The following is a 12585-nucleotide window of genomic DNA, read 5'->3' on the forward strand; positions in this document are numbered from 1 at the left end:
TACCGGGACAGCTCAAGGAGCACCTATGAACAGCGTCGACACACCACCAGGCACCACGGACCGCGTGCTGGTGGTCGATGACGACCCCGGTATCCGGAGCCTGTTGATCTCGGCTCTCGGCTTCGCCGGATTCGAGGTCGACGTGGCGGGTGATCTGACCCAGGCCCTGGAGCAGATCGACCGCCGGCCCCCCGACGTCATCGTCCTCGACGTCATGCTCCCCCATGCCGACGGATTCGAGATCCTCCAACTGCTCAGGGCTCGTGCGATACAGGTGCCGGTCCTCTTCCTGACCGCCCGTGACGCTGTCGAGGACCGCGTACGGGGCCTGCGCCTGGGCGGGGACGACTACGTCACCAAGCCGTTCAGCGTCGTCGAGGTCGGCGCCCGCCTCCAGGCCCTCCTGCGCCGCGCGCGCAGCGGATCCTCCGCCCCCGAGGAAGCACCGCTGTGCTGCGCGGACCTGGTCATGGACGATCGCCGCCACGAGGTCCGTCGCGCAGGCCGGGCCGTCGAGCTCTCACCCACCGAATACCGTCTCCTGCACTACCTTCTGAGCCACCAGGGGCAGGTCCTCTCCCGGGCCCAGATCCTGGAGGCCGTCTGGCAGTACGACTTCGGTGGTGACAGCGTCGTCGTCGAACGGTTCGTCTCCAACCTCCGCCGCAAGATAGACCAGGGGCGCACGCCGCTCCTGCACACCGTCCGAGGCGTCGGCTACACCCTCCGGGAGCAGGCCCGGAAGTGAGTCTCCGCAGCCGAATCACCTGGTCCCGCTCCAGCGTCCGCCTGCGCCTGCTGGCCGGGCTGGCCGTCCTGCTCGTGTTCGGCCTGACGGCCGGCGCGGTCATCAGCGCCTCCCTCCTGGAGGACTTCCTCGACAAGCGCTACGAGAGGACCCTCGAAGCCAGCGCGAACCGGCTCGCCGAGGTGATCGACCGAGGACCGCAGACGGCCGACGCGGACCAACTCGCCGCTCTCCTGGGCTCACCGCTCGGCATCGTCGTCGTCGACACCGACGACGAGGTCCTGGAAAGCACGGGCTCCGCGACCACGGCGGCCGGCGAAATCGTCGAGCTCTGCGCCACCGCACCGGCCGGCACCGTCGTCATCCACGACGGGGACGAAGGTGGGCACGGTCTCGCGGCGGTCCGCATCCCCAGCCCCGGGCTCACCATCGACCGCGGAGGTGCCGAGGACGTCGTTCGACCAGCCGCCCTCATCCTCACCATCGACACCTCCGTCGACGACAGCACCGTCGACTCGGTCATCAGACGCCAACTCGCCCTCGTCGGGGCCGCGCTGCTGGTGCTGCTGGGACTCGCCGTCATCGTCCTGCGCCTCGGCATGAGACCCCTGGCGCGCATGGCCCGCACCGCGGACGCCATCGCCGAGGGTCACCTCACGGAGCGTTTGCCGGCCCGACGCAACGGCAGTGAGGTCGACCGGCTCTCCGAAGCCGTCAACCGGGCCTTCGACGCCCAGGCCCGAGCAGAGGCGACCGTGCGCTCCCTGGCGGCCGACACGTCCCATGAACTGCGCACCCCGCTCTCCACGATCTCCGGATGGCTCGACCTGCACCGCCAGGGCGGCGTCACCGGGCCAGGGCTCGAAACAGCCCTCGAGCACATCGAGAACGAGGTCGGACGCATGCGCCTCCTCGTCGAGGACCTCGCTCTGCTCGCCCGCCTGGACGCCGGCCGGCCGGTCGAGCAGCAGGACGTCGACCTCACCGTCCTGGCCGCGGGCGTCATCGAGGACGCCCAGATCATCTACCCGCAGCGCAGCATCACCCTGGCACTCGCACCGCCTGCTCCCGTCGTAGGCGACGCCAACCGCCTGGCACAGGTTGTGCGCAACCTCGTCGGAAACGCCGTCCAGCACACCCCCGCACGGACCGCCGTGGTCGTGGACATCACCCACCGGGGAGACGATGTCCAGCTGACCGTCATCGACGACGGCCCCGGCATCTCCCCGCAGGACCTGCCGCGCGTCTTCGAGCGCTTCTGGCGCGCCGAGGCGAGCCGCAGCCGCGCATACGGAGGGTCGGGCCTCGGCCTGGCCATCGTGGAAGCGATCGTTCACGCCCACCAGGGCCGGGTGCACGTGGAGTCCGACGTAGGGGTCGGGACCAAGGTCACCATCTGTCTGCCCCGCAGGGGACACGGGAGCTGACGCGGACCCTCTTCTCAGTCCGAGAAACGAGCCGCGACGCGCGGCGTGTTGGCGTCGCGGCTGTGCGCCCGCATCAACTCCTCCGCGCGGTCGCCGTCCCCTGCGGCGATGGCGTCGTAGATGGCGCGGTGCTGGTGGTAACGCTCCCGCACCGCGCTGCGCCGCTCACTGGCGATCTCGTCGAGAAGGATGTCGCGCCGTTCGTCCGTGCCGAAGGCGTCGACCATGTGCAGCATCTGGATCAGCGTGGCGTTGCCACTGGCCTGGTCGATCGCCGCATGGAACCGGCGCATGCAGTCCAGGAGTTCGAGGACCAGATCGCGTTCGCCCGGAGCGCCCGGACCGGCCGCGTCGATCTGGCCGACCAGGTCGTCGGCCTTGTCGAGCAGCGCGCACATCGCTGTCCGCTGTGCCGCTGTCGACTTCTGCGCTGCGAGCCGCGCGGACAGTGCCCGCAGTGTGTCCTCGATCATGGTGAACTCACGCAGTTCGCTCTCGTCGAACTTGGCGATCCGCACGGAGCGGGGGCCGACCCTCTCCACCAGCCGGTCCTGTTCGAGGCGCCGCAGTGCTTCACGGACAGGCGTGGGGCTGATGTCCAGCGATTCGGCCAGTCCGCGCTCGGTCACCTTCTCCCCGCGCTTGAGGGAGCCCGAGATGATCGCCTCACGGATCGCCGTGTAGGCCTGGTCTCCCAGGGTCACGGGCGCCATGAGCTGCGGCAACTGTCCCATAGCGGAGATGGTATTTGCTGTAGCGTAAGGAGGTCAACGCGGTGCCTGCGGGGCGTGCCGATCCCCGCACGGGCCCCCTCCTGCGGAACGGGATTTCGCATGAAGATGACCATCGACGATCTGCGGTTCTTCCAGGTCGTGGCGGCCAGCGAGACGCTCACGGCAGCGGCCCACCGGCTCGGCTGCTCGTTGCCCGTCATCAGCAAGCGGTTGAAGGCGTTGGAGGAGCGCCTCGACGTCCGTCTCGCGCAGCGCGGCACACGCCGGCTGGTCCTGACATCGGAGGGCGCCCTCTACGCGAGCAGGCTCGACTCGATCCTCGACCAGCTCCGTGAACTGGAAGACCTCGTCACCGACGGCTCAAGGGAACTGCGGGGTTCTCTGGTCGTCCAGGCGACCCTCGGCCTCGGCCGCGCGCACGTGGCTCCGCTGCTGGCGGAGTTCGCCGGGGCGCATCCCGAGGTGCAGGTGCAGCTGAACACGTCGGCGCTTCCGCTGCGACCCCAGCAACGCGGGTTCGACGTGGCGGTTCACGTCGGCAGTCCGCCCGACTCCTCGCTGCGGATGCGCCGCCTGGTGGAGAACCGTCGCGTGCCGTGTGCCGCACCGTCGTACCTGGACCGGCGTGGCGCCCCGGCGCGGGTGGAGGATCTCGCGCGGCACGACTGCATCGTGCTGCGCGAGAACGAGAGCGACTACGCGCTGTGGCGGTTCGGAGATGCCGGCGATCCGTGTCATGTGCGGGTGCGCGGTTCGTTGTCGAGCAACGACGGCGACGTGGTGACGAACTGGGCCCTGGAGGGCCGTGGCGTGATCATGCGTTCCGAATGGCATGTGCGCCCGCACATCGAACGTGGTGAGCTCGTCCGCGTGCTCCCTCACGTGCCGACGCCCGCGGCCGACATCTATGCCCTGCTCGAGGACGACGGCCATGTCCCGCGCCGCGTGACCGAACTGATCGAGCATCTCGCGGCCCGCCTGCCCGGCCGCCTGGGGCGTTCCAGGTGACGACGCCACCTCCCTGAGGGCTTTCCCCAGCGGAAAACCCACCTTGCCCGCTACGGCCTTGTAACGGGCGTCGCCGCTGGTCAAGGTGGGCTCACCACCACGGAGGGCCGGGACGTCCCGGACAGGGCGCGCACCCCCGAGCCGGGTGTGTCGACCACGCGGGCTGAGGAGTGGATTCGTGCCGAAGACGTATCGCCTCGCGGCGATCCTGGGCGACAAGTTCGACTTCGCCAGTGCCGACTACTGGCTGAAGCACGGCACGATGCTGCCCGCCAACTGGCGAGACGTGCTCGGACCGGAATGCCGGATCGGGGCCACCGACGATCCGAGCCTCGTCGTCGACGTCGGCCGGTGATCTGTCCGAGAGCCGCACGGAGTTGCCCCAGCCGCCCCGGGTGCGAGGGTCCTCGGCTCTCATCTGCCCGCACCAAGAATCGGATCCAGCAGCCGCCCGTACGGTGGCGGCGCGAAGGGACGACCCGCATGACGACGATGTCGGCAGGGCAGCGCTCACGGACCCGGCGCATCACGTTCCTGGTCGCTCTCGCGGTCTTCGCACAGGAGTCGACCTGGAACTTCTACGAATCCCAGGTTCCCCCGCTGCTGCGGGAGCACCTCGGCAGTGCGGGCCTGGTCGGCCTGTTGATGGGCATGGACAACCTGCTCGGCATCTTCATCCAGCCGTGGATCGGCAACCGGTCGGACCGCACCAGGACCTCCTGGGGACGGCGCATGCCGTACCTGGTGGTCGGGATGCCGCTCGCCGCAGCACTGTTCGTCGTCATCCCGCACGCCGCGGCGTCACTGCCGTTCCTGATCGCGACCATGTTCGCCTACGCGCTGGTGGCCAACACCTTCAAACCGATCGCCGAAGCACTCGTCCCGGACTTCATCGCGCCCGAGCGACGCAGCCGTGCCAACGCCGCAGTCAAGATCGCCTCGAGTCTGACCGCCATCGTCGCCGCGGTCATCAGCATCTTCCTGGTCGACGACCATCCGAGTCTCGCGTTCGCGATCCCCGCGATCATCATGCTCTTCTCCGTCGGGGTGCTCGCGGCCACCGTGCGCGACAACCGGTCCCCGGCCTACCGGGCCGCGGTGGCGGAAGGCCGCGAGGAGCAGGGTGCCGAGAGCAGGGGGCCACGGGTCCGGGACACCTGGGTCGAGATCCTCAAGGACACCGACCGCAGCCGCCTCCTGCTCCTCGTGGCGATCTTTCTCTTCGGCGGCGCGTGGGCCGCGTCCCGGTCCCTGATCACGCTGTACGGGATGGAAACCCTCGACATGTCACGGGGAGCCGCCGGCGGTCTCACCCTGCCCAGCGGTATCGCCTTCATCCTGGCGGCCTACCCGGCAGCGGTGCTCGCCGAGCGCTACGGACGGCTCCGGGTCATGACGGTGGGCATGTCCGTCTTCGCCGCCGCGATGGTGCTGGGGACGCTCGTCCGGACCTCGACCGGCGCCACGGTGGCCCTGTGCATCGCTGCGGCCGGAGCGACCTGCTTCCTCGTCAACGCGGTGGTCGTCCTGTGGAACCTCGCCCCGTCCGCCCGGGTCTTCGGGACCTACGCCGGCATGTACACCGTCGGCTGGGCCGGCGGCGGCTTCCTGGGCCCAGCAGCGGTGGGCGCGATGGTCGACGTCACCGGCTGGCCCCTGATGCTCCTCGACATCGCCCTCGTCGCCTCGCTGTCGATCATCGTCGTCGTCAGGATCAGCGCCCTCCAACGCCGAACCATCCCCGTCACCACCCAGTAGCGACGAGATGAGAAACACGTGTCCCGCATCCTGATCACCACCGACTACCTCCATCCCGGCGACGAGGCCGACGAGTACCTTCGCAGGCACGGCCACACGACGGTCCACGCACCGCTGGTCGGCCGCCGCGACCCGGAGCACCTCGTGGCCGCCCTCGACGGGATCGACGCCGCGCTCGTCGGGAACGAGCCCATGACCGCCGAGGTGCTGTCCCGAGCGCGCCGCCTGCGCGTCATCGTGCGCACCGGCGTGGGCTACGACTCCATCGACATCGCCGCCGCGGGAAAGCTCGGCATCACGGTGAGCAATCTGCCGGGGATCAACGCCAACGCCGTGGCCGAGTACACCATCGGTCTGCTGCTGGCCGCGGCACGGGGACTGGTGCACAGCGCGAGGGGAGTCGAGGCCGGCGCCTGGCCCAGGCAGGACGGTCGTGAACTGCGCGGGTCGACGCTCGGTCTGCTCGGATACGGGGCGGCCGCGCGCGCCGTCGTGCCTCTGGCTCAGGCATTCGGCATGCGCGTGCTCTGCACGACCGGTGTGCCAGAGAACCTGCGTACCGATCCGTCGGTGCGGTTCGTCGAGCTGCCCGAACTGCTGGACACCGCCGACTACTTCTCGGTGCACACCGCGCTCACGCCACGGACGCGAGGTCTCCTGGGTGCTGCTGCCTTCCGCCGGATGAAACCGACCGCGGTCCTGGTCAACACCGCGCGGGGAGCGATCGTCGACGATCGGGCCCTGGTCGATGCCGTCCGCGAGGGACAGATCGCCGGAGCGGCTCTCGACGTGGTGAGCGACGAACCGCTCGCCGCCGACAGTCCGTTGCGGAACGTGGACGGGATCGTCGTCTACTCCCACCTCGCGGGGCAGACCGCCGAAGCCCGGGCCGCCACCGGCCGCGAGGGCGCGGCGGAGCTGGTGGCCGCCCTCGGGGGACACCCGCGGTTCCTCGTGAACGCTCACCTGCTGCCGGAGACCCGCACCGGCGAGAGATCCGGCTGACACCTGCCCGCCTGCTGCCCCCACCGATCAGGAAGAAGAAACCATGCACAAGGAATTGGACGACAAGGAACCGGTCGGCTCCGTCAAGGTCATGGCGCCGACAGGCATGCTCGGAGCCGGATTTCCCGAGGCCACGATCGACCGCGGCCTCGAACTGGGTGCCGATGTGATCTCCGTCGACGGTGGGAGCACCGACTCCGGCCCCTACTACCTCGGTTCGTCGCAGCCCAAGACCACGCGTGCGGCGGTCGCCCGCGACCTGCGTGTGCTGCTGAGGGCCGCGGCACGTGCCAACATCCCGCTGATCGTGGGTTCGTGCGGCACCAGCGGCACCGACGACGGTGTCGACTGGGTCGCCGGCATCGTCACCGAGATCCTGGCGGACGAGGGACTGGACCTGCGGGTCGCGCGGATCTACAGCGAGCAGGACGCCAACGCACTCAAGGAGCGCCTGGAGTCCGGCCACATCCACCCGTTGCCTCCCCACGGAGACCTGGAGCCCGAGACGCTCGAGAGCTGCACCCACATCGTGGGCATGATGGGGCATGAGCCGATCGTCGCCGCGCTCGAAGCCGGCGCCCAGGTCGTGCTGGCGGGCCGCGCCACCGACACGGCCGTCGCGGCCGCCTACGCCCTCATGAAGGGCATGCCGGCCGGACCGACGTGGCACGCCGCCAAGATCGTGGAATGCGGCGGCCAGTGCACCAGCAACCCGCGTGCCGGTGGGGTGCTGGCCACCATCGACGCCGGCGGCTTCACCATCGAGCCGCTCGACCCGGCCGTGGCCTGCACACCGATCCTGGTCGCCGCCCACATGCTCTACGAGACCGTGAACCCCTTCCGGATGCGTGAACCCGACGGCACTCTGGACGTCGGAGAAGCCACCTACGCGGCACTCGACGACCGCACGGTGCGCGTCGAGGGCTCGCGGTTCCACGTCGCCGACCAGCACACCGTCAAGCTGGAGGGCGCGAGGATCACCGGGTACGAGACGATGTCGTTCAGCGCCATCCGAGATCCTCACATCCTCGCGCACATCGAGGACTGGGCCCGCCTGCTGCGCCTGATGATCAGCCAGCGGGTGGAGCAGACACTCGGCCTCCGCGAGGACGAGTACGCCTTCGACATACGCCTGTACGGCTACAACGCGGTACTGAAGGACCGCGACCCGGCCCAGGGCCCGCCCCGTGAGGTGGGAGTCATGCTGCTCGTCGAAGCGCCGGACCAGGAGACGGCCACAGCCGTGGCGAAGGTCGCCAACCCGTTGATGCTGCATCTGCCGACAGCCGACATGAACTACCTGCCCAGCCTCGCCTTCGCGACCTCCCCGGCCGAGGTCGAGCGCGGGCCCGCGTACGAGTTCGTACTGCATCACGTCGTCGACAGCGTCACTCCCACCGACATGTTCCGTATCGAGATCGAGGAGACCGTGCACCATGGCTGAGACGGGCCCTACCACCCTCGGGGACCTGGCATTCGAGGTCCGCTCCAAGAACGCCGGGCCGTTCTGGATCACGATGGAGCTGTTCATGCGCGATGCCGAGGGCTACGGCATCGCGGCCGACGCCGCGTTCCTCAACGAGCGCACCGTCGCCGAGCTCTACGGAGTCGACGAGACCCGGATACAGATGTTCCGCATTCCGTCGCTGAACGTCGTGAAGATCTCCTTCCCGCGTCCCGTCGGCCAAGGTTCGCTCCGCGACCGTGACATCCACTCCGGGCAGCAGCATGTGCCCTTGGCGATGCTGCCCGTACCCACAGCCTGTTGACGACCTGAGTTAACGGCGATAAGTTAACGCCACTAATCTGGACGGGAGTCGCCGGTGCTCACACGTGAAACCGAGGACGTCTACGCGCTCGCGCCGTATGCCAAGACGCTCGGAGTCGTATTCGAGGAGATGACGAAGGCCGGCGTTCGAGGCAGGTTGGCGCACGATCTCTCGCTGTCCACGGTGGGCGGCGGCCTCCACGGAGGGGCTTTGATGGGGCTCGCCGATGTGTGTGCTGCCGTGTGCGCCGCCCTCAACGGTCCAGTCGGCGCTGCACCGGCCACTGTCGAATCGAGCACCCATTTCCTCCGGCCGGCACGCACAGGCGTCGTAGCGACGGCGCGTCCCTTGCGCTTGGGGCGCAATAACGTCATCGAGGTCGACGTCCATGACGACCAGGGCGAACTGTGCGTCCGGGTGACCCAGGTGGTCACGACCATCAAGCCGAAGGAATCCTGATGCGTCGTCGAGATCTGTGACCGGCTCCAGAGTTCGTGCCGCCAAGGGCCAGGGTGGTCTCCTCCGGAACCAGCTGCTCGACATTGCCGGCCGGCTGCTCGAAAGCGGTGGCGCGGACGCTCTCACGATCCGGGCGGTGGCAACGAGCGCGGGAGTCAGCCCGCCGGCCGTCTATCTCCACTTCGCGTCGAAGAGGGAACTCGTACATGCCACGTGCCTGCGTGTGTGGGATTCACTGTTCGCCGAGTTGGAAGCAGTCTCCCGGGCGGTTCCTGATCCCGTGACGGCGCTGTATGAGACCTGCGTCGCCTATATCGCATTCGGACTTCGTCACCCTTCCCAGTACCGCTTGGTGATGGCCGGCGAGGCCACCGAGGCCAGCCGCCGGAACGAAGACGCGTGCTTCCGCTATTTCCGGGACAAGGTCACAGCCTGCCTTGACGCGGGGGTGCCGATCGAAAGCAAGACCGAAACAGCCAGACTGCTGTGCGCCGGCGTGCACGGGGCGGTCTCTCTTCTGATCCACCAAGAGCATGACGCATGGCCACCGGACACCGATCAGTACGTCAGACGGGCGGCGTCCGCGGCCGTCCACGGCGCTCTGCTCACTGCCTCCGGCGCGACCAGGCCCTCGATGGCTGGTGTCACGCGGTCGGGCTGACCCCCGTCCGGGAACCACGTCGATCACCGCCCGGCCGTGGCGGCCGGGGAAGCCGGGGCAGGGCCTCGCTCAGGGATGGCCCCTCTGGAGGGCGGAGCCTGGCTGGCGGGGGAAGCCGGCGCCGGAGACGTGGGCGGGTTCACCGAATGTGGGGGAGTGCCGGCCGGACGGGCCGGGCTGTCCGACGTGCTGTTCGTGACGGCGAACAATGCGCAGGCAGCAGCCGCGGCCAGACCCAACAGCACAAGGGCGGTGCGGCGAAGGGGAAGGGACCACCGACTGGGCGCAGCGGGAAGGAGGGCAGGCCGCAGCTGTCCCGAATCGACGGTGTCGGCCCGGGCGGCGAGAGCCTCGCGCAGCCGCTGCTCGATCGCCTCGTGGTGGGTCCGGCTGCGGCTCATCGCCCGTTCTCCGCGAGGTGCCGGCAGCGGTATGGACGAGAGCGCGGCTGAGAGGGGTGGCCGGTCATCGGGGTATCTCCTCCAGTTGTCTGCCGAGAGCGTCCAGGGCCCGGCTGACGGTGGACTTGACCGTCCCGCGGGAGACGCCGAGGGTGTCGGCGATCTGTGCTTCGGTGAGGTCGGACCAGTAGCGCAGCACCAAGACCTCGCGCTGCCGACGTGTGAGACGCCGCAACGCGTCGATCACTTCCTGATGCGTCTCGGCGAGGAGCACGCTCTGGTCGGCGGACGGGAACTGGCCTTCCCGCTCGGGGACGTAGGCGCGAGCCGTACGGCGTCGGCGCAGAACGGAGCGAGCCGCGTTGACCACGCAGGTTCGCAGGTACGCCTCGGAGTCGTCCAGGCCGGCGAGCCGCCGGCCGTGGCGGCGCAGGAGCGCGGTGAAGGCGTCCTGTACGACGTCCTCCGCCGTGGGAAGGTCGTCCACCAGAAGCAGTGCCAGCCGCACCAGCGCCAGCCGACGGTGGTGGTAGAGCTCGCTGAAGCTGTGGTCGTCCCCGGCTGCGGCCGTGCCGGTGGGCAGCGTCTTGAACTGCCCCTCACCGCCGTCCTTCTGACTGGTCAGTGAAAGCAGAGTGAGTCCGCCGCCGAACAAGGGGCGTCCCAGCCTGCGCATGCTCCGCCACCAGGTGACCGACGGTGCGGCGGTGGGGATCGTCGCTGTTCTCACGTGTCTCCTGGACGTCGCGGTACCGGTCTGTCCACCCGGACCCCGGGTGGACAGACCGTGCTGCCGGCCCCGAGCCGGGCAGCGTGCCATCACGTGGTGGCGCCGAACGACCTACGGCCGGTCAGCGAGCCAGAACGCCGGAGGGCCTCACTGGGCCGGAGCCGCGAACTTCACCGGCTGGGCGGGCTTGGCGTCCTCCGGGACGTCCGTCTCGGACCCGGGCACATAGGGCTGGGCGGGCTTCGCGTCCTCCGGGACGTCCGTCTCCGAGACCGAGGCGGGCGTCTCGGACCCGGGCACGTAGGGCTTGGCGTGTTTCCCGGTGGACGTGGACGTCACGGGAGAGGCCGCGCGAGCCTTCTCGGCCTCGGTGGGAGCATCCGCCGTGGCGCTGTCGGCGTGGGCCGTGAAGGCTCCACCGAGGGCCAGCGCGGCGCCCACAACTGAGACGCCCAGCGCGGCGCGAACCCGGCCCGGGCGGGAGCTGCGGACAGCGGCGTGACGTACTGACATGTTCGGTCCTCGAATCGTCGGTCGTGGTCTGCTGGGCTGACCGTCCGTCATGGGTGGCTTCCATGCGGGGCCCCTTGCTGGAGGCGCATCCACTCCGACAGACGTCCGAAGGTCCTGGAGGTTGCTGGTCGAGCGACACAGGTACGTGCGAAATTCAGTGATCTGCGTCACTGAGAACCGGGGGGAGTCGCCGGGCTGGGTTCCGGGTGAACTTCCGGACGGCAGCGACCGTTGTACCGGACGCAGCGCATCGCACACACGACGAAACGAGGGGGTTTGCGGTGACAGATCTGACGGCCGCGGTCGAATCGGTGGAGCAGCTCTCCACAGTCTGGCGCGCCATGGTGCTCGACCGGGACGACAACGCGGACGTACGGGACCTGCCGGGTGTCGCCGTCCGCTGGGCCGACTGCCGCTTCGCCTTCTGGAACGCGGTGACACTGACCGACGTCGGGGCGGACGCGGCACTGCTCGGACAGCGCCTGGGGCAAGCGGCGGACATCATGCGGTCCAAGAAGCAGCCGGGCTTCCTGTGGCTCTTCGAGGACCTGCTCGCCGACGACGCGCGCGCGGCACTGGACGAGGCGGCAGCGCGCGCGGGCCTGGCCTACGCCTTCCCCGGCACCGGCATGGCAGGCGACCTGCTGCCGATCCCCGAACCGCACCATCCCGACCTGACGTTCGAGCGGGTGACCACCGACGGACACCTGCGGGCCTACGCGGACATCAACTCGCGTGCCTACGGCTTTCCTCTGGAGGAGGGGCGCGACGGCATCGTCGGCTCCACGCTGTGGAAGAAGGAGGTGTACGCCTACCTGGCCCTGCGGGACGGTGACCCGGTCGCCTGCGCCGCGACGGTCGAGGCGGAGGGCCGCCTGTTCGTCGTGCTCGTCGCCACCGAACCGGACGCGCAGCGCCGGGGATACGGCGAGGCGGTGACCCGCAAGGCGCTGTATGAAGGCGCCCGCGCGACCGGACTGACCCGCGCCACTCTCCACGCGACCGCCGCCGGGGCACCCGTGTATCCGCGGATCGGCTTCGAGCCGAACACGCCGATGCGCTTCTACGGGCTGGCGGGCTGAGCCGCCGACGGGTGTCGTCCTCCTCGCCGGGCGTGATCGTCCCTCCACGGGCGTCGACACGCTCACCGGCGAGGGCCTGGTCGACCAGGTGCCCGGCTACGGCTACTACGCGGCCAAGGTCGCCCAGGAGAACGCCGTGCGCGGCAGCGGCGTGCCGTACGGCATCGTGCGCGCCCCCCAGTTCTTCGGGGCCGCAGCCGCTCGAACGCGTCCGCGGCCGTGTCCAGCGCGTCGTCGGTGAGGGGCTCGTGCTGGTCCATGTGCCGCTGCCTCCGCGGGGCGATCGTCGT

Annotated in this window: 14 protein-coding genes; 11 read left to right on the top strand and 3 right to left on the bottom strand. The window is 69.5% G+C overall.

Annotated elements, in window-relative coordinates:
• Positions 1–25: 25 nt before the first annotated feature.
• Both IE255_RS18100 and IE255_RS18105 read left to right on the top strand, forming a co-directional pair.
• A complete protein-coding gene (locus IE255_RS18100) occupies positions 26–748 on the top strand; it encodes a response regulator transcription factor (RefSeq protein WP_190051302.1) in 723 nt (240 codons plus the stop codon).
• The gene (locus tag IE255_RS18105; RefSeq protein ID WP_190051303.1) at positions 745–2175 is read left to right on the top strand and encodes a sensor histidine kinase; all 1431 of its coding nucleotides are present in this window, start codon (positions 745–747) and stop codon (positions 2173–2175) included. Before IE255_RS18100 ends, IE255_RS18105 begins: the two co-directional genes overlap by 4 nt.
• A gap of 14 nt (positions 2176–2189) precedes the next feature.
• Here the strand turns inward: IE255_RS18105 and IE255_RS18110 are convergent, their stop codons facing one another.
• Positions 2190–2909, bottom strand: coding sequence for a GntR family transcriptional regulator (locus IE255_RS18110; protein ID WP_190051304.1), 720 nt, complete (start codon positions 2907–2909; stop codon positions 2190–2192).
• A gap of 99 nt (positions 2910–3008) precedes the next feature.
• Between IE255_RS18110 and IE255_RS18115 the strand changes: the two genes are divergently transcribed.
• The 8 genes from IE255_RS18115 to IE255_RS18150 all read left to right on the top strand — a co-directional run bounded on the left by IE255_RS18115 (position 3009) and on the right by IE255_RS18150 (position 9569).
• Entirely contained in the window at positions 3009–3917 is a 909-nt protein-coding gene (locus IE255_RS18115) for a LysR family transcriptional regulator (RefSeq protein ID WP_190051305.1), read from the top strand.
• Positions 3918–4095: 178 nt separating this feature from the next.
• Positions 4096–4272 (top strand): hypothetical protein, encoded by a 177-nt coding sequence (locus IE255_RS18120; protein WP_190051306.1) that lies wholly within the window; start codon positions 4096–4098, stop codon positions 4270–4272.
• A gap of 128 nt (positions 4273–4400) precedes the next feature.
• On the top strand, positions 4401–5675 hold the full coding sequence (locus IE255_RS18125; protein WP_190051307.1) for an MFS transporter: 1275 nt from the start codon (positions 4401–4403) through the stop codon (positions 5673–5675).
• 18 nt (positions 5676–5693) lie between these two features.
• Positions 5694–6680 carry a phosphoglycerate dehydrogenase gene (locus IE255_RS18130; protein ID WP_190051308.1) on the top strand — a complete coding sequence of 329 codons (987 nt, stop codon included), beginning with the start codon at positions 5694–5696 and terminating at the stop codon, positions 6678–6680.
• 43 nt (positions 6681–6723) lie between these two features.
• Entirely contained in the window at positions 6724–8124 is a 1401-nt protein-coding gene (locus tag IE255_RS18135; RefSeq protein ID WP_190051309.1) for an acyclic terpene utilization AtuA family protein, read from the top strand.
• On the top strand, positions 8117–8449 hold the full coding sequence (locus IE255_RS18140; RefSeq protein ID WP_190051310.1) for a DUF4387 domain-containing protein: 333 nt from the start codon (positions 8117–8119) through the stop codon (positions 8447–8449). The genes IE255_RS18135 and IE255_RS18140 overlap by 8 nt, the downstream gene beginning before the upstream one ends.
• Positions 8450–8503: 54 nt before the next feature.
• Positions 8504–8908: a PaaI family thioesterase gene (locus IE255_RS18145; protein ID WP_190051311.1), complete on the top strand. Its 405-nt coding sequence runs from the start codon at positions 8504–8506 to the stop codon at positions 8906–8908.
• A 16-nt stretch (positions 8909–8924) separates the two neighbouring features.
• Positions 8925–9569 carry a TetR/AcrR family transcriptional regulator gene (locus IE255_RS18150; protein ID WP_190051312.1) on the top strand — a complete coding sequence of 215 codons (645 nt, stop codon included), beginning with the start codon at positions 8925–8927 and terminating at the stop codon, positions 9567–9569.
• 465 nt (positions 9570–10034) lie between these two features.
• Here IE255_RS18150 and IE255_RS18155 read toward each other — a convergent pair whose 3' ends face one another.
• Both IE255_RS18155 and IE255_RS18160 read right to left on the bottom strand, forming a co-directional pair.
• Positions 10035–10700: a SigE family RNA polymerase sigma factor gene (locus tag IE255_RS18155; protein ID WP_229906457.1), complete on the bottom strand. Its 666-nt coding sequence runs from the start codon at positions 10698–10700 to the stop codon at positions 10035–10037.
• Positions 10701–10847: 147 nt separating this feature from the next.
• Entirely contained in the window at positions 10848–11213 is a 366-nt protein-coding gene (locus tag IE255_RS18160; RefSeq protein ID WP_190051313.1) for a hypothetical protein, read from the bottom strand.
• A 281-nt stretch (positions 11214–11494) separates the two neighbouring features.
• Here IE255_RS18160 and IE255_RS18165 point away from each other — a divergent pair, with 281 nt between their 5' ends.
• Positions 11495–12295, top strand: a complete 801-nt coding sequence (locus IE255_RS18165; protein WP_190051314.1) for a GNAT family N-acetyltransferase — start codon at positions 11495–11497, stop codon at positions 12293–12295.
• The last annotated feature ends 290 nt before the right edge of the window (positions 12296–12585 follow it).

It is taken from the genome of Streptomyces lomondensis (assembly GCF_014651035.1).
Lineage (GTDB): Bacteria > Actinomycetota > Actinomycetes > Streptomycetales > Streptomycetaceae > Streptomyces > Streptomyces lomondensis.